This is a genomic window from Marinobacter sp. MDS2 (assembly GCF_030718085.1).
Taxonomy (GTDB): Bacteria; Pseudomonadota; Gammaproteobacteria; order Pseudomonadales; family Oleiphilaceae; genus Marinobacter.
The window spans coordinates 2,228,865-2,255,844 of sequence record NZ_JAVAJF010000001.1 but is presented as its reverse complement, the minus strand read 5'-3'; the positions used below and the strand labels follow the sequence as shown (position 1 = coordinate 2,255,844).

Annotated in this window: 25 protein-coding genes; 11 read left to right on the top strand and 14 right to left on the bottom strand. The window is 55.3% G+C overall.

The annotated features are described in order from the left end of the window. The first annotated feature begins 9 nt into the window (after window positions 1-9). On the top strand, window positions 10-468 hold the full coding sequence (locus Q9245_RS10585) for a DUF2489 domain-containing protein (RefSeq protein ID WP_305897100.1): 459 nt from the start codon (window positions 10-12) through the stop codon (window positions 466-468). A 281-nt stretch (window positions 469-749) separates the two neighbouring features. On the opposite strand, the gene Q9245_RS10580 is transcribed toward Q9245_RS10585, so the two are convergent. From Q9245_RS10580 to Q9245_RS10570, 3 genes are all read right to left on the bottom strand, one after another. Continuing rightward, window positions 750-2,117 carry an HDOD domain-containing protein gene (locus Q9245_RS10580; protein ID WP_305897099.1) on the bottom strand — a complete coding sequence of 456 codons (1,368 nt, stop codon included), beginning with the start codon at window positions 2,115-2,117 and terminating at the stop codon, window positions 750-752. A gap of 112 nt (window positions 2,118-2,229) precedes the next feature. After that, window positions 2,230-4,305 (bottom strand): ATP-dependent DNA helicase RecG, encoded by a 2,076-nt coding sequence (gene recG / locus Q9245_RS10575; protein ID WP_305897098.1) that lies wholly within the window; start codon window positions 4,303-4,305, stop codon window positions 2,230-2,232. 8 nt (window positions 4,306-4,313) lie between these two features. After that, complete coding sequence (locus tag Q9245_RS10570) at window positions 4,314-5,273, bottom strand: hydrogen peroxide-inducible genes activator (protein ID WP_305897097.1); 960 nt, start codon at window positions 5,271-5,273, stop codon at window positions 4,314-4,316. 76 nt (window positions 5,274-5,349) lie between these two features. On the opposite strand from Q9245_RS10570, the gene Q9245_RS10565 reads away from it, so the two are divergent. Beyond that, a complete protein-coding gene (locus Q9245_RS10565) occupies window positions 5,350-6,222 on the top strand; it encodes an SDR family oxidoreductase (protein ID WP_305897096.1) in 873 nt (290 codons plus the stop codon). On the opposite strand, the gene Q9245_RS10560 is transcribed toward Q9245_RS10565, so the two are convergent. The 5 genes from Q9245_RS10560 to Q9245_RS10540 all read right to left on the bottom strand — a co-directional run bounded on the left by Q9245_RS10560 (window position 6,215) and on the right by Q9245_RS10540 (window position 10,919). Continuing rightward, the gene (locus tag Q9245_RS10560) at window positions 6,215-6,601 is read right to left on the bottom strand and encodes a RidA family protein (protein ID WP_305897095.1); all 387 of its coding nucleotides are present in this window, start codon (window positions 6,599-6,601) and stop codon (window positions 6,215-6,217) included. The two genes, Q9245_RS10565 and Q9245_RS10560, sit on opposite strands and share 8 nt — an antisense overlap. Before the next feature lie 79 nt (window positions 6,602-6,680). After that, window positions 6,681-8,822 (bottom strand): bifunctional (p)ppGpp synthetase/guanosine-3',5'-bis(diphosphate) 3'-pyrophosphohydrolase, encoded by a 2,142-nt coding sequence (locus Q9245_RS10555; protein ID WP_305897094.1) that lies wholly within the window; start codon window positions 8,820-8,822, stop codon window positions 6,681-6,683. Window positions 8,823-8,996: 174 nt separating this feature from the next. Continuing rightward, a complete protein-coding gene (rpoZ, locus tag Q9245_RS10550) occupies window positions 8,997-9,209 on the bottom strand; it encodes a DNA-directed RNA polymerase subunit omega (protein ID WP_114334795.1) in 213 nt (70 codons plus the stop codon). A gap of 106 nt (window positions 9,210-9,315) precedes the next feature. Next, complete coding sequence (gmk, locus tag Q9245_RS10545; RefSeq protein WP_305897093.1) at window positions 9,316-9,951, bottom strand: guanylate kinase; 636 nt, start codon at window positions 9,949-9,951, stop codon at window positions 9,316-9,318. Window positions 9,952-10,052: 101 nt separating this feature from the next. Further along, window positions 10,053-10,919, bottom strand: a complete 867-nt coding sequence (locus tag Q9245_RS10540; RefSeq protein WP_305897092.1) for a YicC/YloC family endoribonuclease — start codon at window positions 10,917-10,919, stop codon at window positions 10,053-10,055. A gap of 182 nt (window positions 10,920-11,101) precedes the next feature. On the opposite strand from Q9245_RS10540, the gene rph reads away from it, so the two are divergent. Then, window positions 11,102-11,818: a ribonuclease PH gene (gene rph / locus Q9245_RS10535; protein WP_247064565.1), complete on the top strand. Its 717-nt coding sequence runs from the start codon at window positions 11,102-11,104 to the stop codon at window positions 11,816-11,818. A 147-nt stretch (window positions 11,819-11,965) separates the two neighbouring features. On the opposite strand, the gene Q9245_RS10530 is transcribed toward rph, so the two are convergent. After that, window positions 11,966-12,772: an exodeoxyribonuclease III gene (locus Q9245_RS10530; RefSeq protein ID WP_305897091.1), complete on the bottom strand. Its 807-nt coding sequence runs from the start codon at window positions 12,770-12,772 to the stop codon at window positions 11,966-11,968. A gap of 80 nt (window positions 12,773-12,852) precedes the next feature. Here Q9245_RS10530 and pyrE point away from each other — a divergent pair, with 80 nt between their 5' ends. Together pyrE and Q9245_RS10520 are read left to right on the top strand one after the other, a co-directional pair. Then, entirely contained in the window at window positions 12,853-13,491 is a 639-nt protein-coding gene (gene pyrE, locus Q9245_RS10525; protein ID WP_305897090.1) for an orotate phosphoribosyltransferase, read from the top strand. A 3-nt stretch (window positions 13,492-13,494) separates the two neighbouring features. Further along, window positions 13,495-14,154, top strand: coding sequence for a DUF4124 domain-containing protein (locus Q9245_RS10520; RefSeq protein WP_305897089.1), 660 nt, complete (start codon window positions 13,495-13,497; stop codon window positions 14,152-14,154). Between the two features lie 83 nt (window positions 14,155-14,237). On the opposite strand, the gene Q9245_RS10515 is transcribed toward Q9245_RS10520, so the two are convergent. After that, window positions 14,238-14,639 (bottom strand): hypothetical protein, encoded by a 402-nt coding sequence (locus Q9245_RS10515; RefSeq protein ID WP_305897088.1) that lies wholly within the window; start codon window positions 14,637-14,639, stop codon window positions 14,238-14,240. 268 nt (window positions 14,640-14,907) lie between these two features. Between Q9245_RS10515 and Q9245_RS10510 the strand changes: the two genes are divergently transcribed. After that, on the top strand, window positions 14,908-15,366 hold the full coding sequence (locus Q9245_RS10510) for a fibronectin type III domain-containing protein (protein ID WP_305897087.1): 459 nt from the start codon (window positions 14,908-14,910) through the stop codon (window positions 15,364-15,366). Between the two features lie 24 nt (window positions 15,367-15,390). On the opposite strand, the gene Q9245_RS10505 is transcribed toward Q9245_RS10510, so the two are convergent. Next, window positions 15,391-15,729: a DUF2782 domain-containing protein gene (locus Q9245_RS10505; RefSeq protein ID WP_305897203.1), complete on the bottom strand. Its 339-nt coding sequence runs from the start codon at window positions 15,727-15,729 to the stop codon at window positions 15,391-15,393. Window positions 15,730-15,833: 104 nt separating this feature from the next. On the opposite strand from Q9245_RS10505, the gene polA reads away from it, so the two are divergent. Beyond that, a complete protein-coding gene (polA, locus tag Q9245_RS10500) occupies window positions 15,834-18,560 on the top strand; it encodes a DNA polymerase I (RefSeq protein WP_305897086.1) in 2,727 nt (908 codons plus the stop codon). Window positions 18,561-18,624: 64 nt separating this feature from the next. On the opposite strand, the gene Q9245_RS10495 is transcribed toward polA, so the two are convergent. The 3 genes from Q9245_RS10495 to Q9245_RS10485 all read right to left on the bottom strand — a co-directional run bounded on the left by Q9245_RS10495 (window position 18,625) and on the right by Q9245_RS10485 (window position 22,389). Beyond that, the gene (locus tag Q9245_RS10495) at window positions 18,625-20,049 is read right to left on the bottom strand and encodes an OmpP1/FadL family transporter (RefSeq protein WP_305897085.1); all 1,425 of its coding nucleotides are present in this window, start codon (window positions 20,047-20,049) and stop codon (window positions 18,625-18,627) included. Between the two features lie 146 nt (window positions 20,050-20,195). Beyond that, window positions 20,196-21,317, bottom strand: coding sequence for a PilT/PilU family type 4a pilus ATPase (locus Q9245_RS10490; RefSeq protein ID WP_305897084.1), 1,122 nt, complete (start codon window positions 21,315-21,317; stop codon window positions 20,196-20,198). 37 nt (window positions 21,318-21,354) lie between these two features. Next, entirely contained in the window at window positions 21,355-22,389 is a 1,035-nt protein-coding gene (locus Q9245_RS10485) for a type IV pilus twitching motility protein PilT (RefSeq protein ID WP_199005185.1), read from the bottom strand. Between the two features lie 52 nt (window positions 22,390-22,441). Here Q9245_RS10485 and Q9245_RS10480 point away from each other — a divergent pair, with 52 nt between their 5' ends. The 4 genes from Q9245_RS10480 to Q9245_RS10465 all read left to right on the top strand — a co-directional run bounded on the left by Q9245_RS10480 (window position 22,442) and on the right by Q9245_RS10465 (window position 26,847). Then, entirely contained in the window at window positions 22,442-23,143 is a 702-nt protein-coding gene (locus Q9245_RS10480; RefSeq protein WP_305897083.1) for a YggS family pyridoxal phosphate-dependent enzyme, read from the top strand. A 75-nt stretch (window positions 23,144-23,218) separates the two neighbouring features. Next, complete coding sequence (gene proC, locus Q9245_RS10475) at window positions 23,219-24,052, top strand: pyrroline-5-carboxylate reductase (RefSeq protein ID WP_305897082.1); 834 nt, start codon at window positions 23,219-23,221, stop codon at window positions 24,050-24,052. 21 nt (window positions 24,053-24,073) lie between these two features. Further along, entirely contained in the window at window positions 24,074-24,658 is a 585-nt protein-coding gene (locus Q9245_RS10470) for a YggT family protein (RefSeq protein ID WP_305897081.1), read from the top strand. A 224-nt stretch (window positions 24,659-24,882) separates the two neighbouring features. Beyond that, complete coding sequence (locus Q9245_RS10465; RefSeq protein ID WP_305897080.1) at window positions 24,883-26,847, top strand: dynamin family protein; 1,965 nt, start codon at window positions 24,883-24,885, stop codon at window positions 26,845-26,847. Window positions 26,848-26,980: the final 133 nt, after the last annotated feature.

Sequence of the window (26,980 nt, the reverse complement as noted above, 5' to 3'; positions counted from 1 at the left end):
AGATTTGAAATGCCCAGAGGGCTTCAATTGGCGTTTATTGCAATCGGTCTGGTGGTTATCGGGCTGTTGTTGTTTTATATCTGGCGGCAGTCACGCTTGCTCAATGAAGAACGGTTGCGGCAGAAAAAAGCCGAGGAGTTTCAGGCTAAGCGCAAGGAAAAAATGGTGGAGAGCATCCGGATTATCGCCATTGCCGTGGAAGAGGAGCAGGTGGAGCATTCCGAAGCTTGCCTGCGCCTCAAGGGGCTACTGGATTACGTCGCGCCAGAACTCCTGTCGCAAGAGCCGTATAACGTGTTCCAAGTGGTGCATGAGAAACTGGAACACATGCCCACACACCGAGCGCGGAAGGCGGCAGATACGGAAATGGTGCAACAGATGGATGTTGAACGGTTTGCCGTTGAGAAAGAATATGCGGAGCGTATTCGTCAGGCCGCGAGCGCCCTCCGACATGAGCGTTTCGAGTAAGCCACACCCATGTGTAATGATTTGTAACAACAAAACCGAAGGTGCAAAGGCTTTAATGAAACAATTCAGTGCCTTCGGCCAGATCAAGAAAATGAGAGCTGTGTCACATTCCGCTTTCTGCGGCGGCGCCTTTCCTTTTACCGAGCATTAGCTAGATTTAAAGCAGGGCTACGGAATTTGTCACTTCGCTCGAAGCCCTGTCCTTGTTTTCTCCTGATTAGTGAGACGGACTCTGCAATTTGCGGACATCATTGCCGGCCCCTGCGGGCCGGCTTTTTTATTCAGCTAGGCGACATCATTCCGGCCATTGCCATCACGCTGTCTTTATTCTCGACCAGCTCATCAAAGCGGCTTTCAACCTTTTCACGATCCAAGCCCAGTTCTTCAAACACTTCATTGCCTAATGGCTCGCCAGCACCCAGAGCAACACCTCGAGCCGTCAAAAGCTGGCGCCCCAGCCAGAGCAAGCGAGCATAAACACGATGATCGCCTTCGTAATCCGGATTCTTCTGGTAGCGAAGGGCTTTTACCACCTCTTCCGGCATGCCCCAGTTTTCCATCAGGGTTGCCGCAATCTGTTCGCGGGTAATGCCCAGCAGGTGGTGCTCAATCACGCTGGAATCAATATTCGGGTTTACTTCCAGCGATCGGCACACCAGCTTGAAATGCGGGGGAAATACCTGGGCCAACACCAGGTGGCCAAAGTTGTGCAGCAAACCAGAGAGATAGGCCAAGCCGAACAACGGGCGTTGGCCTCGAGGCATCATACTGGCCAAAATACCCGCCGACTGTGCCTGCCAGATGGCCTGCTGCCAATAATCTACGTAGCCATCGGGGTGATCTTGCGGTTCATTAAGCGCGCGCCCGAGCGACAAGCCCATGGCAAGGTTCATCACCAAATCGAAGCCCAATACGCGTGAGACGGCATCGTGTACCGAGCGCACCTGCCCTGCGGCCGCATAGAATGACGATGAAGCCCAACTCACCACTTGCGCCGCAAGGCTGGGATCGCTTTCCACGATATCCACCAAATCGCCCATCACGGCGTTGGGGTTCACCCGCAAATGAATGATGCGCTGAGCGGTTTCCGGGAGAGGCGGGAGTTCCAGGGTATCTTCAAGCCGCTGCTGAATACGGCGGCCCGTGAATTTCTTCAGCGCGTTGTGCAGCTCATCCCGGTCATTCTGTCCGTTATTACGATTAACAGCGACCGATTGCGCATCGATGGCGAAACCGTTGCGGTCTGCTTTGGCCGTGAGTTTCCGGAAGTCGTCCAAAGGCATGGTGACCGCGAGGTTCTGTTCCACTAACTCAAGCGCGATGGATTCCAGTTCATCAACCCTTCGATCGATGACGGTCGGCCAGCCGGTCAGCGAAGGTAGTGCGGGCAACTCCTGCAGGCCGGCTCGCTGGCGAACCCGCACTTGTTCAGTGCGTTGCATCAGCTTCAAGTCGCGACCCAAAATTTTGTTCAGGGTTTCCAGATCGAACAGGTCATCCCGGCGGAGTATTGCTTGAAGGTTTCCTTCACTGTCGCTTAGGAGAACCATCCGCAGCATGTGCCTTGGCTTGATTTGCCCGACACTGCGTAGGGATACATCCAACGCACTCTCACCTAGCGCCTGCTGAACTACTCCGGGGAGCTCCATCTATGCCTCCTTGTAAACTCTAGAAATCCGTATGCGTTCATTCTGCAACTAATGGTTTTTTATTAACAGGTCTTTATTGTGAACAGTATCAACGGCCAATATCCAATCTGATTCACACATCGCCATACCGAATTTTCTCGCCCAGCCATCGACGAATCAGCGCATCGACCACTCTTGGCTGCTTCATAAGCGCAGGCGCCATTTCCTTGATGGGCTCGATCCAGCCTTTGTCTCGTTCGAAATTGGCCAAGCGGAACTGCATCAAGCCCGTTTGACGAGTGCCCAGCACTTCACCGGGGCCACGTATCTCAAGGTCTTTCTCGGCGATGACAAAGCCGTCTTGGCTATCTCTGAGCGCCTGTAGGCGTGCTTTACCATTCATCGACAGTGGTGGGTGATACATCAATACACAAAAGCTGGCCTGCTCACCGCGCCCCACACGGCCACGGAGCTGGTGCAGCTGAGCCAGGCCCAGGCGCTCGGGGTTTTCGATGATGATTAACGAAGCATTGGGCACATCCACCCCAACCTCAATCACCGTGGTCGCCACCAAGAGATCCAGCTCACCGTCTTTAAAGCGGGCCATCACATCGGCCTTTTCTTGAGCCTTCAAACGGCCGTGCACAAGGCCCACCTTGAGATCAGATAAACGCTCTGTCAGTTCCTGAGCGGTTACCTCTGCCGCCTGGCACTGCAAGGCTTCAGATTCTTCAATCAAAGTGCACACCCAATAGGCTTGCCGCCCCTCACGGCAGGCACTGCGCACTCGTTCGATAATATCGTCACGCCGGCTGTCTGGCAGCACAATGGTTTCTATCGGTTTTCGCCCGGGCGGCAGTTCATCAATGACCGAAGTATCCAAGTCGGCGTAGGCGCTCATGGCCAGCGTTCGTGGTATCGGGGTTGCGGTCATGATCAACTGGTGCGGCGCCAGCGAGCCGCCCACGCCTTTCTCTCTCAGCGCGAGGCGCTGGTGCACACCAAAACGATGCTGTTCATCGACAATCACCAACGCCAGCCGGTGGAACAAAACGTCATCCTGAAACAGAGCATGGGTTCCAATCGCGACCTGAGCTTCGCCACTCGCGACCGCTTCCAAGGCCTGCTGGCGGGCTTTGCCTTTTACTTTGCCGGATAACCACGCAATGGGAATGCCTAACGGCTCCAGCCAGCTTTTGAAATTTGTGTAGTGCTGTTCCGCGAGAATTTCGGTGGGGGCCATCAAGGCAACCTGAGCCCCCGCGCCGAGCGCCTGCAAGGCCGCTAGGGCCGCCACAGCGGTTTTACCAGAGCCAACATCCCCTTGCACCAACCGAAGCATCGGAACCGGCTGGCTTAGGTCTTGGCGGATTTCGCTCATGACTTGACGTTGGGCACCGGTGAGCTGGAACGGCAGCTCTTCCACAAAGCGTTCGGTCAGATCACCTGTCGGTAACAACGGTAACGCCTCTCGCGCTTGTATCTGTTCTCTTACCTGCAGCAGGCTCAGCTGGTGCGCCAGCAACTCTTCCATTACCAACCGTTGCTGAGCGGGGTGACGCCCCTCAACCAACAGATGCACAGGAGCACCAGCGGGGGGCGAATGCACCAGTTTTACCGCCTCGGTGATGCACGGTAGCTGATAATCCGCCAGCAACTCCGGTGGCAACCAGTCTTTGATCGGGTAGCGCTCAAGGTATTTCAGTGCTTGCTGGCACAAGCTTCGAACGCGAGGCTGCTGGATGCCTTCGGTTAACGGATAAACCGGCGTGAGTGTGGCGTCACTGGCGGCTGGCATAGGTGGCGGGTTGGTCTGGTATTCGGGGTGGTAAAACTCGTAACCGGCTCGGCCGGGACGAACTTCACCGAAGCATCGCACTCGGGTGCCTTCACTGAGCTGGTTTTTCTGGGCAGCGTTGAAGTGGAAGAAGCGCAGTACCAGAAAGCCGCTGTCGTCTTTCAACGTCACCTGCAGGCTGCGGCGGCGCCCCATCACCAGGTCGGCTTTCATCACCTCGCCTTCCACCACCGCCACATCGCCCACTCGAAGACTGCCCATCGGGATAACCCGCGTGCGGTCTTCGTAGCGATGCGGCAGGTGAAATAGAAGGTCTTGCATGGACTGGATGCCCAGCTTGGCCAATTTCTCGGCCAGGGCGTTTCCTACGCCCTTGATCTCGGTAACGGAGATGTCATCCAGTGACGCCATGGCTCACCTCAGTTTTTGGCTGCGGCTGCAGGGGTTGCCTCCTTGGCCCGCTCAATTACCCGGCACTGGCTGGCCGCCAGCGAGAGCATGTCGATGGCTTTGGGGCGCGGGAAGGTTACACGCCAGGCCAGCGCCACGGTCCGGAAAGGGACCGGCGCTGCGAACGGGCGAACCGCCAGAATATCTTCCTGGTACTTGATCGCAGTAGCGGCAGACAACGGCAATACCGTAATACCCAATCCAGATGCCACCATGTGGCGAATGGTTTCCAGAGAACTGCCTTCAGTCACCAGACCCGGCTGACTCTCGCCCGCCCGGCGGGTAATGGCATCAACCAACGGCGGGCAGGATTCCAGCACCTGATCCCGAAAACAGTGGCCCGGCCCAAGCAACAGCAGTTGTTCTTCGGCCATTTCTTCAGCGGTGATCTCGTCTTTCTCGGTCAGCGGATGATCGGCTGGCAGCAATACCACGAAGGGCTCATCATACAGCGGCAGGGTCACCACCTCTGGCTCGTCAAACGGCAGCGCGATGATAATCGCATCCAGTTCGGAGTGCCTGAGCTTCTGGCGCAGATTGGCGGTGTAGTTTTCTTCAATAAACAGCGGCATCTCTGGCGCCGCCCGGCGCAGCTCCGGCAACAGATGCGGGAACAGATAGGGGCCGATGGTGTAGATAGCGCCCACTTTCAAAGGCGAGTTCAGCTGATTCTTACCGTCTTGGGCCAGATCCTTGATTACGCCCACCTGGTCCAGAACCGTTTGCGCCTGATCAATAATCCGCTGCCCGACTTCAGTCACCCGAATGCTGCTTTTGCTGCGTTCGAATAACGAGATACCGAGCTCTTCTTCCAGCTTCTTCACGGCCACGCTCAAGGTGGGTTGGCTTACGTGACAACGCTCTGCGGCGCGGCCAAAATGCCTTTCCCGGGCAAGCGTAACAACGTATCGTAACTCGGTGAGGGTCATCATCGGCTCCGGTCGGATTGTTCAGGTCGAAGTTGCACTTACTTTATCAACCAAAGGATAAGGATTGAAATTGTCTATGGCAATGACGAATCATCAGCAATTATCACGAATTCTGGTGGCGGGCTGCGGCAAGCTCGGCGGAGACATGGCCCTGGCACTGGCTGATAACGACGCGCAGGTCTTCGGGCTTCGCCGAAGCCCCGAGAACGTGCCCGCTGGCATCACCGGCATCGGCGCGGATCTGACCAAGCCCGAGACTCTTGAAGGCAAGCTTCCTGAAGATCTGGACATCGTTATTTATTGCCTGACACCGTCATCCTACGACGAGCAGGGTTACCAGGATGCTTACGTTACCGGTTTGACGAACCTGTTGAATGCCATGGGTGACCAGCCCCTGACCCGACTGTTTTTTGTCAGCAGCACCAGTGTTTATGCGCAGGACGATGATAGCTGGGTCGATGAAACCAGCACCACAGAACCCAGCCGTTATACCGGCAAACACATTCTTCGAGGTGAACAAGCCGCCTTGAGCAGCATTCATCCGGCCACCGTTATCCGCTTCAGCGGCATCTACGGACCAACGCGCCAGCGTTTTTTGGAAGAAGTGCTCGAAGGCCGCATGAACCCCCAACCGCCCGCGCCCTACAGCAACCGGATTCACGAACGCGATGCCGTGCGAGCGGTAACGCATATGATCGAATTGGCGCTATCAGGCAAAAAGTTGGAAGACGTTTACATCGTCACCGATTGCGAACCGGTCAGATTAGATGAAGTCGTAGAATGGGTTCAGCAACAGGTATCGTGCAAGGCACCGGTGGAAGACGCACGCAAAGGCGGCAGGGCAGGAAGCAAGCGATGCAGCAACCAGCGGTTACTGGCCAGCGGGTTTGAATTCCGGTACCCCGATTTTCGGGCAGGGTACCGGGAGATGATCAACAGCCTTAGCTGAGCACCATCACGGCTTCCATTTCTACAGGCACGCCTTTCGGCAGCGCTGCCACACCCACGGCGGCGCGAGCCGGATACGGCTGCTGGAAGTAGGTGGCCATCACTTCGTTAACGGTCGCGAAGTTGGCGAGGTCGGTCATGTAGATGTTCAGCTTAACGATGTCTTTTAACTCGCCACCGGCAGCTTCGCACACGGCTTTGAGGTTTTCGAACACCTGACGGGTCTGAGCAGCGAAATCACCCGCCACCACTTCCATAGTTTTCGGGTCGAGCGGAATCTGGCCGGATAGATATACGGTATCGCCCGCTTTCACCGCCTGAGAATAGGTACCGATCGCTTGCGGAGCGTTCTCGGTCTGAATGACAGATTTGTTCGTCATGACCTGCTGTTTCCTCTGAAGAAAAACGTCCATCGTCACCCTTCTGCGTAGCGCCTGTCAACTGCGCCAAAGGTCTTGATCAGTGGCGCACCCGGCTGATGTGCGTAACCGCGCGAATGTTACGCACCCTGCGCATCACCCGTGCCAGATGGCGGCGACCGTTTACATGGACAACCAAACTGACAATGCCGAACCGGGCATTTTGGTCTTCAACGTTAATGCGCTCGATGTTGCCGTCTGCCATGGCGACGGCATTGGCAATCTCGGCTATCACACCGCGCTGACGTTCCAGCTCTACCCGCAACTCAACCGAGAACTCATCGGTAATGTCTTTCGCCCATTTCAGATGGGTAAGTCGCGCTCGGCCCTCGTCGTCTTCCGGCAACTTTGAACAGGTATCGGTATGAATAATCATGCCATTGCCGGAATCCATTATGCCCACCACGGGGTCACCCGGGATCGGCTTACAGCAAGGCGCAAATTTCAGCAAAATCCCTTCCGCACCGCGAATCATCACCGGGCCCGTTGCCTCGATCTGTTTCGTTTCGACACTGTGCTGCTCTTCCGGCGTTTCATTGCCCGCAACTAACTGACGCGCCACCAGATAAGCCATCCGATTGCCTAAACCAATATCACTGATCAGATCGTCAAAACTGTTCACCTGATTATGATTAACAACGGCCTGCTTTTGGGCATCCGTGATGTCAGACAACTTGGTATCAAAGCCATTCAGCGACTTTTTCAGGAGCGCTCGGCCGAGCGCCATAGACTCTGCCCGCTTGCGGGTTTTCAAGGCGTGGCGAATGCTGCTGCGCGCTTTACCGGTGGTCACAAAGCTAAGCCACGCCGGGTTCGGCCGAGCGCCGGGCGCGGTGATTATTTCCAGCGTCTGGCCGCTTTGAAGGGGCTGGCTGAGTGATGCCAAATTGCGGTTTACGCGGCAAGCAACGGTGGCGTTGCCAATATCGGTATGGATGGCGTATGCGAAGTCCACTGGCGTGGCCCCTTGCGGCAATTCCATTATCCGCCCTTTGGGCGTAAACACGTAGATCTCATCCGGGAACAGATCCACCTTCACGTTTTCGATGAACTCCATGGAGTCATCGGCGCGCTCCCGCATCTCCATCAAGCCTTTCACCCAGCGATCAACGCGGGTCTGATTGACCTTGCCCACGCCCGGCTCTTCGGTTTTGTACATCCAATGGGCCGCAATGCCGTTGTTGGCGATGTGCTCCATTTCTTCGGTGCGGATCTGGATCTCGATGTTCACGTGCATGCCGAACAGCGTGGTGTGCAACGACTGATAGCCGTTGGCTTTGGGCATGGCGATGTAATCTTTGAAACGGCCCGGCAGCGGCTTGTAGAGGCTGTGTACGGCACCGAGAATGCGATAACAGTCATCTTCGTTGTCGGTGATGATACGGAACGCATACACGTCCATAATCTCGTGAAACGACTTCTGCTTGAGCTTCATCTTGCTGTAGATGGAGTTCAAATGCTTTTCCCGGCCCATAATGCGCCCTGGAAGACCGCGCTCCTCCAGCTTTTCCTGCAATTTGCCGCGGATATCCTCAATGATTTCCCGGTGATTGCCACGCAGCTTTTGGATGGCCTTGGAAATGTACTTGGAGCGCATGGGATACAGCGAAGAAAAGCCCAGATCTTCCAGTTCGGTGGAGATCGAGTGCATACCCAGGCGATTGGCAATTGGCGCGTAGATATCGAGCGTTTCGGTGGCAATGCGCTGGCGCTTTTCAAAGGGCATGGGGCCGAGCGTGCGCATGTTGTGCAGGCGGTCAGCCAGTTTGACCAGAATGACACGAATATCCTTGGCCATCGCCAGCGTCATCTTCTGGAAATTCTCGGCTTGCGCCTCGGCCCGGGAACGAAACTCGATTTGGGTCAGCTTGGACACGCCATCGACCAACTCGGCGACATCATCACCAAACTGATCAGCCAGGGCATCTTTGGGAATACCGGTGTCTTCGATAACATCGTGCAGCATTGCCGCCATCAGGCTTTGATGGTCCAGCCGCAACTCGGCAAGGATATGGGCAACCGCCAAGGGGTGGGTAATGTACCGGTCACCGCTTTTGCGCATCTGCCCTTCGTGGGCTTGTTCAGCGTAATAGTAGGCCCTTCGCACCTGATTAATGCGACTGGTATCTAAATATGAACTGAGCTCTGTCGCCAGTTCTTCAACCGTTGCCTCTACCGACACCGCGCCTCCACTGAGTTCTTTATGCCAGGGACAAAAAAGCCCGAATGCGAACATCCGGGCTCTTCCTTGTCTTTCCCGCTGGCTTCTATAGTTACACTATAAAACTGCAGAGACAGATTTCAATGCTTCTCGCTCTCCAGCAGGTAATTCTTCGTATACCTGCCGTTTTAAAGCTTAGTCTTCTTCCGTTTCGGTAAGCAGACTGCGAGAAACTTTTCCTTCGGCAATTTCGCGCAAGGCGATAACCGTTGGCTTGTCGTTTTCTTCCGGCACCATTGGCTCAGAACCCTTGGTGGCGATCTGGCGGGCGCGCTTGCTAGCCAGCATAACCAGCTGGAAGCGGTTATCTACATGTTCCAGACAATCTTCAACGGTAACTCGTGCCATTATGTTCCCCGAAAATAACAAGTACTTTAACTAGACCGCGTAGTTTACTGCTGCCGGTTCAATTTGTATACAGCGGCAAACCGTTATCTGCGCACCTTTTCAACCGTTATTTAGCGGCCCCGGTAAGGCCTTTCAGCAAATCGGCAAAGCGCTCCTGCTGAACTGACATTTTCAAACGGCAACTACGGGTGATCGCCAGTAAATCCGCCAAGGCCACATCGAAATCGTCGTTCACCACCAAATAATCGAACTCAACCGCGTGGCTGCACTCAGCTTCTGCTTCAGCCAACCGGCGCTCGATCACTTCCGGTGCATCGGTGCCCCGGCCAACCAAACGCTGGCGCAGGATTTCCGCGGAAGGCGGGACGATAAATATGCTGACGCATTCCGGGACCAATCTCCGAACCTGCTCCGCGCCTTGCTGATCAATTTCCAGGATGACATCCCGGCCTTGTGCGAGCGTTTCCCGCACCCACACCTGAGACGTGCCGTAATAATTCCCGAATACATCGGCATGTTCGAGAAAATCACCGCGACCGATCATCGCCTCGAACTGTTCACGGCTGACAAAGTGATAGTTCACGCCATCTTGCTCGCCCTCACGCATTGGGCGAGTGGTGTGCGACACAGAGACACCCAACAGCGAATCTGCACGGAGCATTTCCGCCACCAGACTGGTTTTACCCGCACCCGAGGGCGCCGAAATCACAAACAGGGTCCCCTGCCCACCGGCCTGACTCATGGTTCAACCTCTCCTGCACATCAATTGGCGGCCTGTGAAACGGCCAGAAAGCGCGCAATTATACGGATTTTAACGTACCGCCGCACCCCACCAGATGGCAGCTATTCCAGGTTCTGCACCTGCTCGCGCATTTGCTCAATCAACACTTTCAAGTCAACGGCGGCACGTGTGACTGCAGCATCAATGCTCTTGCTACTGAGCGTATTAGCCTCACGGTTCAGCTCCTGCATCAGAAAATCCAGGCGGCGACCTATGGCTTGATCACCTTGCAAGGTTTCCCGCACTTCACTGACGTGCGCATCCAGACGGTCCAGCTCCTCCGCCACATCGCTCTTCTGGGCCAGCATCACCATTTCCTGAGCGACCCGTTCGGGCTCCAGTTCGACTTTGGCCTTCTCAAACCGATCACGCAGCGTTTGCTCCTGAGCCGCCAGCAGCTCGGGCATCCGCTCACGCACCTCAGCCACCAGATTGCTCATGGTTGCCAGGCGATCTTCAAATAACGGCCGCAACCGCTCGCCTTCGCGCTCCCGAACGCTTACCAATTCAGCAACCGTTTCCGCAAACAGCTCAGCCGCCGCGGTTTGCGCCGCGGTGTAATCCTGTTCCGGCACCGACATCACCCCGGGCCAGCGCATAATATCCAGCGCGCTGATATGAGCCGGGTTATCCAGCATGCGATTAACATGATTTACCGCCTCATTCACCGCATTGGCGATCTCATCGTTAATTTCGAAACTCTGCACCTCGTTCTCGGCGGATTGCAGGCGCATGGAAATATCCACTTTGCCCCGCTTCAACCCCTTTCGCAGCTCTTCCCGAAACCGGTTCTCCAGCTCCCGGAAGGCTTCCGGCAAACGGAAAGACGGCTCCAGGTAGCGATGATTCACCGTGCGAATCTCGCAAGTGAGCGTGCCCCAGTCACCCCGGGCATCCTTACGGGCAAAAGCAGTCATGCTGCGAATCATAAAGGCTCCAATACCAATCGATGATCACTCGAGTTTAACAGGCAACCGCCGCAAGCGGCGACCCATACCAATAGCGGACACCACGCACCCGATCCCGCGCCCCTCCGTGCTATACTCGCCGCCCTTTCAAAACACCGACCGGCCAAGCGCCGGACATTCATCTTGAAACAACAGGACACACTATGCGACCAAGTGGCAGAACGCCCGAGCAACCCAGAGACGTCCGGATCACCCGCAACTACACCCGCCACGCCGAAGGCTCTGTGCTGGTTGAATTCGGAGACACCAAAGTGATCTGCACCGCCTCTGTGGAAAACAAAGTACCGCCCTTCCTGCGCGGCGAAGGCAAAGGCTGGATCACCGCCGAATACGGCATGCTGCCCCGCTCCACCGGCAGCCGCATGGGCCGTGAAGCTGCCCGTGGCAAACAAGGTGGCCGCACCGTAGAAATCCAGCGCCTGATCGGCCGCAGCCTGCGCGCAGCGGTAGATATGGAAGCTCTGGGTGAGCACACCATCACCATCGACTGCGACGTTATCCAAGCCGACGGCGGCACCCGCACCGCGGCCATCACCGGCGGCTGCGTGGCACTGGTAGACGCCCTGAACCACCTGGTAGAAACCAAGCGCCTGAAGAAATCCCCGCTGAAGCAGATGATCGCGGCTATCTCTGTGGGTGTTTACAAAGGCACCCCGGTTGCTGACCTGGACTACCCGGAAGACTCAGAAGCCGAAACCGACATGAACGTCATCATGACCGACAAAGGCGGCTTCATCGAGATTCAGGGCACAGCCGAAGGCGCGCCTTTCGAACAGACAGAACTGGACAGCATGCTTGGCTTGGCACGCACAGCTATCAACCAGTTGTTTGAAATTCAGAAAGAAGCTTTGAACGCCTAACGCCAAAGCTTGGGCGTTGGCGGGGATGTCGCTTCACAGAATGTCGGAGGCCATGGATGGCCGGAGAGAAGCGCACATGGATGTGCTCGTAGCGGTTCTGGGAAGCGACATCCCTGCCAACGCTTCCCCTAAAGTTCAGGGCTGAACTTAGAAACCAATCTCAATATCGTAATCCATCACCACCGGAGCGTGGTCCGAAAAACGCGTACTGCCGTCAATCCAACCATCACTGATGGTCTTGCGAATACCCGGTGTCAGCAACTGATAATCCACCCGAATCCCCGCCTTCTTACGAGAACCCTCGGTCTGCTCCGGCCACCAGGTAAACTGATTACTCTGCTTATTGATCTCACGAAACGCATCAATACAGCCCATCTCATCGAACAAACGGTCCAACCAGGCACGCTCATGAGGTAAAAAGCCGGAAAAATCCGTCTTGTGATAAAGCGGGCTGGCATCGGTTACGTGATGAGCAGACTGCAAGTTCGCACAGAAAATAAACTGGCGACGCTTTCGCAGCGTCTTCTGCATATGCACACCGAACGCATCCAGAAACTCGTCCTTGTGATCCAGAACCGTCAGATCATCATCGCCGGTCAGCTCTTCCTCGCGCCCCAACGCACACGGCGCCAGCACACAAGCGACAGAAACCTTATCGAAATCTGCCTGAATAAACCGACCTTCACGGTCCGCCTGCTCATTGGCAAAGCCGTACATAATCGCCTTCGGGAAATGTCGGGTATAGATACCAACCCCGCCGTGCTCATTCAGCTCACCATCAATAAAGTAAGCCTCATAGCCTTCCGGGATCAGATTTTTATCTTCGACTTCATAGGCACGCATGCGGTGGTCCTGAACACACACCACATCGGCGTCCTGCTCTGCCAGCCAGTCAAAAAAGCCTTTCTCAACAGCCTGCTCCAGACCGTTGACGCTAATGGATACTACGCGCATACGTGTTCCCTGATTCGGTTTCTGTGTATGATACCGGTTTTACGCCTTATTTAAAGTCAAACCCCGCCAGAAGCCTTGCCATGCACGACTATCAGAAAAATTTTATCGAGTTTGCCATTCAGCGAAATGTTCTGCGTTTTGGAGAATTCACTCTCAAATCCGGGCGCACCAGTCCTTACTTTTTTAATGCCGGACTGTTCAACACCGGAAACGACCTGCTGCAACTGAGCAAGGCCTACGCCGCTGCAATTGAGCGGAGTGAATTGGATTATGACATCATTTTCGGACCCGCCTATAAGGGCATTCCGTTGGCCACGGTTACCGCTATGGCCCTTGCTACAGACGGTAACAGCAAACCTTTTGCCTTTAACCGCAAAGAAAAGAAAGATCACGGTGAAGGTGGCAATATTGTAGGCGCACCACTACAAGGTAAAGTACTGATTGTTGATGACGTGATCACCGCGGGCACCGCCATTCGGGAAGCCATCGACATCATCCGTGCCGCCGGCGCAGAACCTGCCGGAGTATTAATTGCTCTGGACCGCCAGGAAAAAGGCAACGGCGAGCTCTCCGCCATTCAGGAAGTCGAGCAAGAGTTCGGCATCCCGGTGGTTAGCATCATTCGCCTGGAACAAGTACTAGACTACTTAAAGTCTAACCCCGAATTTTCCGGCCACGCAGAAAGCGTAGCCAGCTATCGGGATCGTTACGGAGTCTGATACATGCAGCACCGCTTCACTAAAGCCCCGGTTTTTGCCGTCCTCATTGCAATGGGACTGTTAACCTCCGCCGCCGTGCAAGCGGGCATGTATCGTTATACCGATGAAAATGGCCGACTGGTCATCAGCAACACCATTCCGCAGGCAGCCACCAAGCGCGGCTACGAGATCATCAGCGACAGCGGCCGCGTGATCGAAACCATCGCCCCCGCCCCTACGGCTGAAGAACTCGCAGCCCGTGCAGCCGCCGAAGAGCGCAGGAAACAGCAAGCTGCCCAGATGGAGCAAGACCGCCTGCTCCTCAAGCGATTCAGTCATCCCGACCAAGCCGTTCGAGCAATGCATCGCAAAATTCAGGAACTGGAAGGCCTCATTGCTCTGAAGCGAGGAAACATTTCAGTGCTCACCAGCCAGCTCGACAACGAACAACACCGAGCGGCCGAGATGGAGCGGGCCGGCCGAAGCATTCCTGAGGCCACGTTGAAAAAAATCTATCGTCTGGAAGGGCAAGTACTCGACATTGAACGGGAAATTGCCGCACAGCGCCAGGAAATCGATGCCGTCGCCAAACGCTTTATATCCGACATTGAACGGCTGGAAGACATCACCGGTTCGGAACGCACCTTGCCGCTGGATGATTCAGACGCAAGCCATTCGCAGTAGCCCCCTCTCTTTGGCCGGGCAACAGACACAAAAAAGGCGCTCAACACGGAGCGCCTTCTTCGTTACTGCAACAACCTAAATCATTAGGCAGAAGCAGCCGCTTTCTTCTTAGCGGCAGTCTTCTTTGCCGGCTTCTTGCTGGCAACAGACTTCTTCGCTTCTTCAGCGGCTTCAGCAACGTCTTCAGCAGCTTCAGCTACAGCGTCGGCGCCTTCAGCGGCTTCTTTCTCAAGCTTGGCAACCAGCTCGGCAGCGAAATCGCCGAAACGGGTGTTCAGGCTGCGCAGCTGGTTGAACAAAGTGTCGGAGTAACCGTTGTAACGCTCGCGCAGAGTCTGAACGGTGTATTCGCGAACTTCGGCTTCCAGCTTTTCAGCGTAGTCGAAAGGCTTGGCTGCCAGCTTCTTCTGCTGCTCTTCAGCGGCAGTGATGCCCTTTTCAACGATGTCCTGAAGCTGCTCTTGGTAAGATTTAAGTTTACCCATAATAACTCTCCTTGAGTTGGTCTCTTTCGGCCCGGAAACCGGAAACCCCGGTGGCCTTGAGTAGATTTCATCTCACAAGGTACGGATAAAAATTAGAATGTTCATACTAAAAGTGATTACCCAGGCTTTACTAAATTGTCACTTGATCACTTCTTCACCACAGGCATAATCCTCAACTGCTTTTTCTGGCCCGTCTCCCTGTTGTATTCAGGCTCCATACAAACTGATCAAAGGGGCATCTCTAACAGACCCCGTATGCGAGTGAATCATGAAATTATTGCCAACCACGCTGCGCGCGCCTTTGCGTGCTACCTCCGCACTGACATTAATGCTAGCTGCTTTGATTCTGACGGGCTGCCAGGACGGCGGCGGAAATTCCGATTCAAAGACCGAAACTGCATACCAGGCTACAGATTCTGGGGTAAAGCAGCCATTCGAAAACCAAGGCACAGAAAACACATCGCAGCCTAAGACGCTGGTCTGGAGTGCGCCACTGACCCGCGAAGACGGCTCCTCGCTGGCTCTGGGGCAAATTGCAGAATACAAAATCTACTACCGCCTGAAGCACAAAGATCGCTTCGAAGTGATTTCTGTCAAAGACACCAGCGCCACGAAATACCCGTTAGGGACCATGCCCCCCGGCGCCTACGAGTTTGCCATCACGACCGTCGATGTTGACGGATTGGAGAGCCGCCGCTCGGAGTCGGTCGACGTCAACCTGATCTAGGCGGCACTCCCAAGAAAGGAATCGTTACCAGCGAAACAGTACCCAGCTGGGGACAAGGAGGTCCGAATCGGTATCCTGCACCCAACCACCGCCATCGGCAGGCACCAGGTAATACTCCGGCCCGACTTCGGGCACCACTTTGATCTCCATTAGCTGCCCGTTCACGCGGTATTCATAGAACACTTCGCCATCACCCGGGCGAATCACAATCTCGGTACCACCCGCTGGCGGCTGGTAGTCAGTGATCACCAACGGCTCTTTCGGCGTTTCCACCGGCGTGGCATCCAAAGCCCCCTCTTCCTGGGCCAGCAACGGCACAGAGAAACAGCCCAACAACAGGGCGGAACAGGCGATTCGCTTCATTTTCATGGTACCCTCTGACTCATCATTCAGGCTTTGAATTGCACTCTCCATAAGAGTTGCACAAGCCAACCCACGCTTCAATCAGAATCCGGATTTGCATCGACATGACTGAGAAAAAGATTCCCCCCGTGGTTCTGGTAGACGGTTCGTCCTATTTGTTCCGTGCCTACCACGCGCTCCCGCCACTGACCACCAGCAAGAACCACCCGACCGGCGCTATCAAAGGCGTCGTCAGCATGCTGCGTCGATTGGATCAGGACTTCCCCGAATCCAAGGTCGTGGTGGTGTTTGACGCCAAGGGCAAAACCTTCCGTCACGAGATGTACGAAGAATACAAAGCCAACCGCCCGCCGATGCCGGAAGACCTGGCCATCCAGATTGAACCGATCCACGAGATTGTTAAAGCGATGGGCCTTCCGCTGCTCATTGTGCCCGGTGTCGAGGCCGATGATGTTATCGGCACGCTGGCCAATGAAGCCACCCACAAAGGTATTGATGTGGTGGTATCCACCGGCGATAAAGACATGGCGCAACTGGTGAGTGACCACGTCACCCTGATCAACACCATGACCGAAACCGCCATGGACCGCGACGGCGTAATCGAGAAATTCGGCGTGACGCCGGAGCAGATCATCGATTATCTGGCGCTGGTCGGCGACAAGGTGGACAACATTCCGGGTGTAAACAAGTGCGGCCCGAAAACCGCGGTCAAATGGCTGCAGGCATACAACGACCTGGACAACCTGATTGAGCACGCCAGCGAGATCAAAGGCAAGATTGGCGAATACCTGCGGGACGCCATCGACACCCTTCCCCTGAGCCGTGATCTGGCCACCATTCGTCTGGATGTGGAGCTGGAATTTGGTCTGGAAGATTTGAAAGACCGCGAACAGAACAACGATGCCCTGCTGGAACTGTTCAGAGAGTACGAGTTCCGGGGCTGGATTTCCGAGCTGGAGAACCGCGATTCTGAACAACCCGACACAGGCGCGGCGGCTAAAGAGCCCAAGCAAGCCATCGAAAGGACGTACACGGTGATCACCGAGCAAGGTGAGTTCGATACCTGGCTCCAACGCCTGGAAGCCGCGAATCAGTTTGCCTTCGACACCGAAACCACCAGCTTACGCTACATGGATGCCGAAATAGTCGGCGTATCATTCGCCATCGAACCCGGTGAAGCGGCGTATGTGCCCGTTGGCCACGACTACATGGGAGCGCCTGAACAGCTGGACCGGGATAACGTGCTGGCCCAGCTTAAACCGCTTCTTGAGAACCCTAAGCAAGCGAAGATCGGCCAGAATCTGAAGTACGACAAGAACGTTCTGGCCAACCACGGCATCCATTTGGACGGCATCAGCGACGACACCATGGTGGAGTCATACGTGCTTAACTCGGTGGCTACCCGCCACGACATGGACAGCCTCGCCAAAGCCTATCTGGACGAGGAAACCGTCAGTTTCGAATCCATCGCGGGCAAAGGCGCCAAGCAGCTGACCTTCAACCAGATCGATCTGGAAAAAGCTGGCCCTTACGCCGCCGAAGACGCCGATATCACTTTGCGCCTGCACCATGCGTTAAGCCCCAGATTGAAAGAAACCGGCAAACTCGAATCCGTCTACCGGGACATCGACCTGCCGCTGGTACCCGTGTTATCGCGCATGGAACAACGCGGCACGCTCATCAGCGCCAGCACGTTACGCCAGCACAGCCAGGAGTTGGCCGAGCGCATGGCCGAGCTTGAGAAAGAAGCTCACGAGGTTGCTGGCGAAGCCTTCAATCTGGGTTCCCCCAAACAGCTGCAAGCGATTCTGTATGACAAACTGGGGCTCCGAGTCGTCAAGAAAACACCAAAAGGCGCGCCTTCCACCGCAGAGCCCGTGCTACAGGAACTTGCCCATGAGCATGAACTGCCCCGGCTGATTGTAGAACACCGCAGTCTGAGCAAGCTCAAGTCTACTTACACCGACACCTTGCCCGAGCTGATCCATCACCGAACTGGCCGGGTGCATACCTCGTACCATCAGGCGGTGACGGCTACAGGGCGGCTATCATCCTCAGAACCGAACCTGCAGAATATCCCCATTCGAACCCAGGAAGGCCGCCGGATTCGTCAGGCGTTCATCGCGCCGGAAGGCTATAAATTATTGGCTGCGGACTACTCCCAGATTGAACTGCGCATCATGGCGCACCTGTCTGGCGACAAAGGCCTGCTGAAGGCGTTCGAGCACGGCGAAGATATCCACAAGGCGACCGCCGCGGAAGTGTTCGGTGTAAGCCTGATTGAAGTGTCTTCCGACCAGCGTCGCAGCGCCAAGGCCATCAACTTCGGCCTGATCTACGGCATGTCCGCCTTTGGGTTGGCCCGCCAGCTGGGGGTAGAGCGGAAAGTGGCTCAGGAATACATCGACCGTTATTTCGAGCGCTATCCCGGCGTACTGCGTTACATGGACAACATCCGCAAACAAGCTCACGAAGACGGCTATGTGGAAACCCTGTACGGCCGCCGCCTGTACCTGCCAGAGATCAACGCCCGGAACAAACAGCTACAACAGGCGGCCGAGCGCACCGCCATCAACGCACCGATGCAAGGCACCGCCGCCGACATCATCAAGCGCGCGATGATCGATGTGGACCAGTGGCTGTATGAGAACCACGCTGACGATGCCGTGATGACCATGCAGGTACACGACGAACTGATCATCGAAGTTCGCGAAGAGGCTGTGGATAAAGTTCGTGACGGTTTGGTGCAGCGCATGTCTGCGGCCGCCAAGCTGGACGTACCACTGCTGGTGGAAGCGGGCGTTGGTGATAACTGGGACCAAGCCCACTAACGCAAAACGCCCGGTGAGTTTCCTCAACCGGGCGTTTTTTTATTGCGGTTAGCCAAGCGCTTTCTTAGAACGCTTTGCTGACCTCGATCGCAGCACTCCAGGCGCTGAGTTCGTATTCGCCAGTGTAGTTAGACGCACCTGCGCTCGGATCTTTCTTTGACGGTGCAGCGTGCAGGTATTGGAACTCATTTACTTTGACATCGTCCGCAAAAATCAGCGTTCCAACCGCTGCATCAACGGTCCAGCCACTGGCCACGTCGTTCCACTGAGCACCCAGCGTCAGCCAGTGACGGTCTTCAGACGGAATACGTGCCGTCAGATACTGGTCCACAGGGGACTCATCAAACGCGTAACCCGCTTTGAAGGCCCACTCTGGCGTGGCTTGCCAGATACCACCTACATTGAACTGCCAAGTGTTTTTCCACTCTTCGGTGATGTGGGTGATGGGATCACCAGTCATACCGGAAATCTCTCCACTCCCACCTTCACGGCTATAAATATCAAGCTCTTCAAAGCGCCCCCAGCGGGCATATGTGGCACCGGCAAGCAGTGTTACCGTGTCACTCAACTGATGTCTGGCGCCTGCAGTGATGCTTTCCGGGATAGCCAAAGGTACACGCACTTGCTCATTTAGTGTTGTCGGTGCCAAGCCAATTGGCGACTGAGCACTTTGCACGGGAAAATTGCTAATTTCAGCATCACCGTCCAGTTCAAATTCGGTACCAGTCTGAGCTGTTAAACCAAACTGTGTACGGTCAGACATTTCATACAAAAAACCAACACGGAAATTAACGGCAACATCGTCACCTTCAATATCGGCGTAAGGAGCTCCGAACTGCGCCTCGTAAGCATCAGCCAACGGGCCGGCAGCGGCCGCACCAACTTGCTGGGCCAGCGCCCCACGAATGTCCTGATACTTTGTCAAACGCCCTTCCGCGTACATGATGTTCATACCAATACCCATCGACAAACCTTTGCCGTTATTCACAGCGACTGATGGGGTAAACGCGATAGCCGTTAACTCTGTTTTATCCGCAAAGAAACGTCCTTTAAAGTCATTCTCATAGTCTGCAGCCAAACCATAAGGAGCGTGAATTCCAAAACCTACGTCAATGGAATCACTGACTTCATGGGTCAGATAAAAATTCGGCAGCACAGCAGGATCTGCGATGTCACCGCCATTACTTCCTTCAACCGGACCGCCCAAGGTATTTCTGGCACTGGAGCTTTTCGCCTCAGCATCAATATCCAGAATTGCCGCACCAAAAGAAATATTGGTGCCAGACAGCTGGCTCATGCCGGCCGGGTTGAAGAAAACAGTGGTGGCGTTTTCCGGGTTGGCGGCGGCGCCGGCGTTGGCTACGCCCATCTGGCTGGCGCTTTGTTCGTTCAATGAAAAACCACCGGCCATAACGGTTGCAGGGGCAGCAACAGCGGCCAAAGAGGCAAAACGAATGGCCTTCACGAGTACGTTGGTATTCTTGTGCATGGTGTCTCCTTATTAGTTTGCGCGGAGTATACGCAGCAGTGGGTTATGGCCTCAAATGCCATAACTACCTATTTGCAAAGCTAATTTCTTTCTGCTGCGCCCAAAACACAAAAAGCCCCCAATTGGGGGCTTTTTGCCAGAGAAATTTAGTCGTCCTGAATAGTCAGCTTATCAACCGATGAAGATAAGCTGTCAGCGCCTTTGGCGTCACTGCCCAGCTTGATCATCAAGCGCAGATCGTTGGCCGAATCTGCGTGGGCCAAAGCATCTTCATAAGTGATCGAGCCTTCCGAATAAAGCTTGTACAGCGCCTGATCGAACGTTTGCATGCCGCTTTCGTTCGATTTCGACATCAACTCTTTCAGCTTGTGCACTTCGCCCTTGCGAATCATGTCGGCCACCAGAGGCGTGTTGATCAACACCTCAATCACCGCTTTCCGACCCTGTCCGTCTGGCGTTGGCACCAATTGCTGAGCCACGATGGCTTTCAGGTTGAGCGACAGATCCATCCAGATCTGGTTATGCTGTTCCGGCGGGAAGAACTGGATAATCCGGTCCAGCGCCTGGTTCGCGTTGTTCGCGTGCAGAGTTGCCAAACAGAGGTGACCGGTTTCCGCGAACTGAACCGAGTACTCCATTGTCTGGCGGGTGCGCACCTCACCAATCAGAATGACATCGGGTGCTTGTCGCAGCGTATTTTTCAACGCCACTTCAAAGCTCTCGGTATCAATGCCCACCTCACGCTGGGTGACGATGCAGCCCTGGTGTTGATGAATAAACTCGATCGGGTCTTCAATAGAGATGATGTGGCCCCGACTGTTCCGGTTGCGATGCCCCAGCATGGCGGCCAACGAGGTGGACTTACCGGTGCCGGTCGCACCCACAAACATGATCAGGCCTCGCTTGGTCATAGCCAGGTCCTTAATCACTTCCGGCAATGAAAGCTCATCAATTTGCGGAATCTTCACCTCAATGCGCCGCAATACCATGCCGCACAAATTGCGCTGAAAAAACGCACTGACACGGAACCGGCCGATGCCCCGGGCACTGATGGCAAAGTTACACTCATGGCTTTCGTCAAACTCGGCGCGTTGCTTGTCATTCATTGCGCCATAGACAAGCTCCCGGGTCTGTTCCGGCGTCAACGCATTTTTTGTGACCGGTAACACCTTACCGTTCACTTTCATGCTCGGTGGAACCCCCGCGGTGATAAAAAGATCCGAACCGCCTTTTTCCACCATGAGCCGCAACAGCTTTTCAAATTCCATTTTTCGTACCTATTGGTTTCAACATCATTGCCAACACTTAAAAATTATCCGGAATCTTCGCCTTCATCCGGGCATCTTCACGGGAAATCAGCCCCTTCCTGAGCAAGCCTTCCAGACACTGATCCAGCGTTTGCATGCCGATCGAGCCACCGGTCTGAATCGACGAGTACATCTGCGCAATCTTGTCCTCACGAATCAGGTTCCGAATGGCCGGGGTACCGATCATGATTTCGTGTGCCGCAATTCGGCCACCGCCCATTTTCTTCATCAGGGTCTGGGAGATAACCGCCTGCAACGACTCGGACAACATCGACCGAACCATGGATTTCTCTTCGGCCGGGAATACGTCTACCACCCGGTCGATGGTTTTGGCAGCCGAAGTGGTGTGCAGGGTGCCGAACACCAGGTGGCCGGTTTCTGCCGCAGTCAGTGCCAGGCGAATGGTTTCAAGGTCTCGAAGCTCGCCCACCAGAATGATGTCAGGGTCTTCCCGCAAGGCAGAGCGAAGGGCTTCGTTAAAGCCAAGTGTATCCCTGTGAACTTCCCGCTGGTTCACGAGGCACTTTTTCGACTCGTGAACAAATTCGATCGGATCTTCAATGGTCAGAACGTGCTCGTAGCGGGTATCGTTGATGTAGTCCATCATCGCTGCCAACGTGGTCGATTTACCGGAACCGGTTGGCCCGGTTACCAACACCAGGCCACGAGGCACGGAAGCGATGTCCTTGAAAACCTGACCCATGCCCAAATCTTCCATGGTCAGTACTTTCGAGGGGATGGTCCGGAACACGGCACCGGCACCACGGTTCTGGTTAAAAGCGTTCACACGAAAACGAGCAACCCCCGGAACTTCGAACGAGAAGTCGGTTTCCAGAAATTCTTCGTAGTCCTTGCGCTGCTTGTCGTTCATGATGTCGTAAATCAACCCGTGCACCTCTTTGTGCTCCATCGGAGGCAGGTTGATCCGGCGCACATCGCCGTCGACACGAATCATGGGAGGAAGGCCTGCTGACAGGTGCAAATCCGACGCACCTTGTTTGGCCGAAAAGGCAAGCAGTTCAGTAATATCCATAGGGATCCTCGGAAGGCTTTTTCTTTTAATACAGACGCGGCAAACTCACACTATGAGCAGCATAGCAGACAACATCAGAAGCGTAACCCGACGCATACAAAAAGCAACACAGCAGGCCGGCCGTAAGCCCGACAGTGTGCGGTTGTTGGCAGTTAGCAAGACTCGGCCACCGGAAGACATTCGTGCCGCTGCCGAGGTTGGCCAAACGGCATTCGGCGAAAACTATCTGCAGGAAGCGCTGGACAAGATCGAAGCGCTTAAAGATCTGGACGCTCTGGAATGGCATTTCATTGGCCCGATTCAGTCCAACAAAACCCGGCAGATTGCTGAGTCTTTCGCGTGGGTTCACAGCGTGGATCGCCTGAAAATAGCCCGCCGGCTCAGCGAACAACGTCCGGGTGCCCTCGGCCCACTGAACATCTGCCTGCAAGTGAATGTGAACGATGAAGAGAGCAAATCCGGCTGCTCGTTGAGCGAACTACCTGAACTGGCCACAGCCGTCAGCGGACTGCCCAACCTGACCCTGAGAGGGCTGATGGCCATCCCGGACCCGAACCAAAGCGAGGCCGATCTGAAAAACAGTTTCCGGAAACTGGCCAGCGCGCTGGCCCAACTCGACCATACCTTACCCGGCGCCCAGCAACTCGACACGTTGTCGATGGGCATGTCGAGCGATCTGGAACCGGCCATCGAAGAAGGAGCAACCTGGGTTCGGGTAGGGTCGGCCCTGTTCGGCGCTCGGGCGGCCAAATAGAGCCTAAGCTGAAGCCATAAGTTCCTGTTATCATCAGGGGCATATCATTTACTGAGCAAGCACTTGGAGCGAACCTTGAGCAAATCACCCGTCATCTCGTTCATCGGCGCCGGCAATATGGCCAGCGCTATTATCGGAGGCATGCTGGATAACCGCTTCGAAGCCGACAATATGTGGGTTAGCGCACCCGATGACAGCCACTTGCAAGCTGTTCGAAGCCAGTTTGGCGTGAGCGTCAGCACAAACAATCGCTACTGCGTGGAACAAGCCGACATCGTTGTCCTCGCGGTGAAGCCCCAGGTTATGGCCGACGTATGCCGGGACATTGCTCCGGTTGTCCAAAACACCCGGCCGCTAATTGTCTCCATTGCCGCCGGCCTGACCGCCGACACCATCGACCAATGGCTAGGCGGCGGACTGCCGCTGGTTCGTGTGATGCCGAATACACCCTCGCTGGTGGGCAAAGGCGCGGCCGGCTTGTTTGCTAACGACAAGGTATCGGACGAACAAAAAACCATGGTACAAACGGTGTTCGAAAGCATCGGCACCGCGCTCTGGGTAGAGGACGAGAATCTGATTCACGGCGTAACCGCGCTTTCGGGCAGCGGTCCGGCCTATTTTTTCCTGATGCTCGAAGCGCTGGAAAGTGCCGCGACGGATGCCGGAATTGAACCGGCCACCGCCAGAAAGCTGGCCATCCAAACCATGGCGGGGGCCGCCGAAATGGCAGCGCGTAGCGAGCACGACCCCGCACAACTTAAACGCAATGTGATGTCCCCGGGCGGCACCACCGAACGGGCAATCAATACGTTCGAAGACGGTGGCATGCGTGAACTGGTGAAGAAAGCTTACGACGCCGCATTCACCCGCTCTGAAGAAATGTCCAAAGAACTGGCAGACAAACAGTAACCGTTACGGAGACACAGCTTCATGCTGGCAGACATTCTGATCACAATTCTGATGATTGCATCCACCTTTTATATGTCGGTGGTGCTGCTTAGATTTCTTCTGCAACTGGCGCGGGCCGACTTCTACAACCCGATTTCCCAGTTCGTCGTAAAAGCAACCAACCCGCCGTTACGGCCCCTGCGCAGAATCATCCCGGGTTGGGGCGGGATTGATGGTGCCGCACTGGTGCTGGCAGTCTTGATTCAAGCCATTACCTTCTTTTTGATGTTGCTGATTTACAACGCCGGCGTGCCCGCATTCAACCCGCTCACCCTGTTGGTATGGGGCACGTTGAATGTTCTCAGCCTGATCGTGAAGATTTACTTCTGGTCGGTCATCGCCGTGGTGGTGGTGAGTTGGATTGCGCCCCAAAGTGGGCACCCGGCCATCCAACTGGTGGCTCAGATCACCGAACCGGTGATGCGCCCCGTTCGGAACATCATGCCATCCATGGGCGGCCTCGATTTATCGCCGATTATCGTGTTTCTGATTCTGAACGTGCTGGATGTGGTGCTTAATCACATGAAGATTGCAGCGGGAATGGGGTTTCTCGGCGCCGGAATGTAACCCGCCTCACAAATATACATATCGTTACATAATACCAAAACATTAAACATCTCAAGGCCGGCCCATCAACCCATTGATACGCCGGCCTTTTTCTTTTGTCATTTCGCGCCAACTGCCACAATCGGTTAAACGTGGCCATATTAAGAATGGATAATCGAGCTATGATTGCCGACATTTAATTTGGGATTATCTAACTCCCAAGCGTCGCGCTAAAGGATTACTTCATGAGCCAGCAGGGAACACTGTCGCAGCAGGTGGAAGCCTACCACGACTGGAAGAAAGATCTGATTCGCCAGATTGGCCGATACCGGCTGTGGCTTCAGGACAACAACCTGTTCTCAGAAGACATCAGCACCCGTATTCGGAACGGTCTGGAGCTTCTGATTGAAGATGAGCTGACCATCGCATTCGTCGGTGAGTATTCCCGTGGCAAAACCGAACTGATTAACGCGCTGTTTTTTGCCAGTTACGGCCAGCGGATGCTGCCTTCCGAAGCCGGGCGCACCACTATGTGCCCCACAGAACTGTTCTTCGACCGAACCAGCAACGAGAGCTATCTCATGCTGCTCCCGATCGAAACACGCACCGGCGAGCTTTCTCTGCAGCAACAGCGTAAACGGCCTGAAAACTGGGTTCGGCACGAACTGGCCGAAGACAATCCAACGGTGATGCGCGAAGTGCTATCCGAAGTTGCCCGGGTCAAAAGTGTCTCGGTCGGCGATGCCCGTAAACTCGGGTTTGATGAAGACATGCTGGAAGCCGACCCCCGCGCTCCGGGCAATGTACTGGTACCCGCCTGGCGAAATGCCCAGATCAGTATTCGGCATCCTCTGTTCGAACGTGGCCTGCGCATTCTCGACACCCCTGGCCTGAACGCCCTGGGGTCTGAACCCGAACTGACCATGAGCATGCTCCCACGAGCGCATGCCGTGCTTTTCGTGCTGGGCGCCGACACCGGCGTTACCGCCAGCGACATGGCCATCTGGAAAGAGCACATCAACACGGACCACGCCGACCACCGCGCCGGCCGCTTTGCCGTATTGAACAAAATCGATGTACTGTGGGACGACATTCAAGGCGACAGCCATACCGATGATTCCATCGAACGTGTACGCACCTACACCGCCGAACACCTTGGCATGACACAACACGATGTCGTCCCCCTTTCGGCCAAGCAAGGTTTGTTGGCACGGGTGCGCAACGATACTGAATTATTCGAACGCTCAAACCTCGGGTTGCTGGAAAAGCTGATTGTCCAGCGCATCCTGACCCACAAAGAGCAGTTGATTACCCAGCACCTCATCAGCGACCTGCTGGGCATGCTGCAAAACAGTCAGGCTGCTATGCAGTACCGGCTTTCGTCGCTGGAAGAAGAGCACGCGGCCTGCACCGGTTCAGCACTGGACAAGCCGGCTCTCGCCCGGCTCGCAGAGCGGGCTCAGCAAGACTACGACTTCTACTACAAGAAACTGATCACGTTGCGCTCATCACGGCGTCTGATGGACTCACAGGGCGAGATCCTGAACAACCTGGTCAGCGAAAAACGATTTGAAGCGCACGCCGACAAAGTGCGTCAGATTATGGTGAAAAGCTGGTCTACCGCCGGTATGGTCCGCGCGATGGACCACTTCTTCGAGCTGCTGGAAATTGACTTGAGCAACTTGCTGGCGGAAGGTCAATTGGCCGAGAAGATGGTTGCCTCCATCTATCGACGATACAACGAAGATTCGCGGACCAGGCACCTGGAACCTATTCCGCTAAGAGCGGGGCGCCATGTGATCGCCATCCGGGAGCTGCGCAAAAAAGCCCGCCGTTTCCGTATCAGCCCCAAGAACCTGATGTCCGAGCAGTCGTTGCTGATTCGCCGCTTCTTCAATGTGATGGTCAGCGAAGCCCGCACACTGCATGGCAGGGCAAGGTCCGACGTTGAGCGTTGGCCCCACGAAGCGCTGTTGCCAATCATCCAGTACTCGATGGAACAAAAGCAGCTGCTGGAGCATCAAATCAGCCGACTCCGGGATTTGGTGCGCAACGACCGCGACAGCCGCGCCGAGCGAGAGCGCCTGCAGCATTCAATCGCCGACCTCCGCAAGCAACTGGAGCTGGCCGACAACATGGTGCGCCATATTCGCAAGCCTGCCCCGACCATGATCCAGCAAAAAGTCGTCAATATTTTCGGCTCCGCCTGACCTCCGGGTTGCTGCCACCGCTACGTGCCGGTTGCAGCAACCACCCCCCGCCTTTAAACTGCCCTATCGGCGCCAGCTTCTGCGCCACCTCAGGCTATGGCCTGACTCATGTGGACTGGATCAGGATATCAAC

Bases quoted from the DNA above. Each gene is read 5' to 3' on its own strand.
- Q9245_RS10585 (WP_305897100.1), top strand. From the start codon at position 10: ATGCCCAGAGGGCTTCAATTGGCGTTTATTGCAATCGGTCTGGTGGTT.
- Q9245_RS10580 (WP_305897099.1), bottom strand. From the start codon at position 2,117: ATGGAGCTCCCCGGAGTAGTTCAGCAGGCGCTAGGTGAGAGTGCGTTG.
- recG (WP_305897098.1), bottom strand. From the start codon at position 4,305: ATGGCGTCACTGGATGACATCTCCGTTACCGAGATCAAGGGCGTAGGA.
- Q9245_RS10570 (WP_305897097.1), bottom strand. From the start codon at position 5,273: ATGACCCTCACCGAGTTACGATACGTTGTTACGCTTGCCCGGGAAAGG.
- Q9245_RS10565 (WP_305897096.1), top strand. From the start codon at position 5,350: ATGGCAATGACGAATCATCAGCAATTATCACGAATTCTGGTGGCGGGC.
- Q9245_RS10560 (WP_305897095.1), bottom strand. From the start codon at position 6,601: ATGACGAACAAATCTGTCATTCAGACCGAGAACGCTCCGCAAGCGATC.
- rpoZ (WP_114334795.1), bottom strand. From the start codon at position 9,209: ATGGCACGAGTTACCGTTGAAGATTGTCTGGAACATGTAGATAACCGC.
- gmk (WP_305897093.1), bottom strand. From the start codon at position 9,951: ATGAGTCAGGCCGGTGGGCAGGGGACCCTGTTTGTGATTTCGGCGCCC.
- Q9245_RS10540 (WP_305897092.1), bottom strand. From the start codon at position 10,919: ATGATTCGCAGCATGACTGCTTTTGCCCGTAAGGATGCCCGGGGTGAC.
- rph (WP_247064565.1), top strand. From the start codon at position 11,102: ATGCGACCAAGTGGCAGAACGCCCGAGCAACCCAGAGACGTCCGGATC.
- Q9245_RS10530 (WP_305897091.1), bottom strand. From the start codon at position 12,772: ATGCGCGTAGTATCCATTAGCGTCAACGGTCTGGAGCAGGCTGTTGAG.
- pyrE (WP_305897090.1), top strand. From the start codon at position 12,853: ATGCACGACTATCAGAAAAATTTTATCGAGTTTGCCATTCAGCGAAAT.
- Q9245_RS10520 (WP_305897089.1), top strand. From the start codon at position 13,495: ATGCAGCACCGCTTCACTAAAGCCCCGGTTTTTGCCGTCCTCATTGCA.
- Q9245_RS10515 (WP_305897088.1), bottom strand. From the start codon at position 14,639: ATGGGTAAACTTAAATCTTACCAAGAGCAGCTTCAGGACATCGTTGAA.
- Q9245_RS10510 (WP_305897087.1), top strand. From the start codon at position 14,908: ATGAAATTATTGCCAACCACGCTGCGCGCGCCTTTGCGTGCTACCTCC.
- Q9245_RS10505 (WP_305897203.1), bottom strand. From the start codon at position 15,729: ATGAAGCGAATCGCCTGTTCCGCCCTGTTGTTGGGCTGTTTCTCTGTG.
- polA (WP_305897086.1), top strand. From the start codon at position 15,834: ATGACTGAGAAAAAGATTCCCCCCGTGGTTCTGGTAGACGGTTCGTCC.
- Q9245_RS10495 (WP_305897085.1), bottom strand. From the start codon at position 20,049: ATGCACAAGAATACCAACGTACTCGTGAAGGCCATTCGTTTTGCCTCT.
- Q9245_RS10490 (WP_305897084.1), bottom strand. From the start codon at position 21,317: ATGGAATTTGAAAAGCTGTTGCGGCTCATGGTGGAAAAAGGCGGTTCG.
- Q9245_RS10485 (WP_199005185.1), bottom strand. From the start codon at position 22,389: ATGGATATTACTGAACTGCTTGCCTTTTCGGCCAAACAAGGTGCGTCG.
- Q9245_RS10480 (WP_305897083.1), top strand. From the start codon at position 22,442: ATGAGCAGCATAGCAGACAACATCAGAAGCGTAACCCGACGCATACAA.
- Q9245_RS10470 (WP_305897081.1), top strand. From the start codon at position 24,074: ATGCTGGCAGACATTCTGATCACAATTCTGATGATTGCATCCACCTTT.
- Q9245_RS10465 (WP_305897080.1), top strand. From the start codon at position 24,883: ATGAGCCAGCAGGGAACACTGTCGCAGCAGGTGGAAGCCTACCACGAC.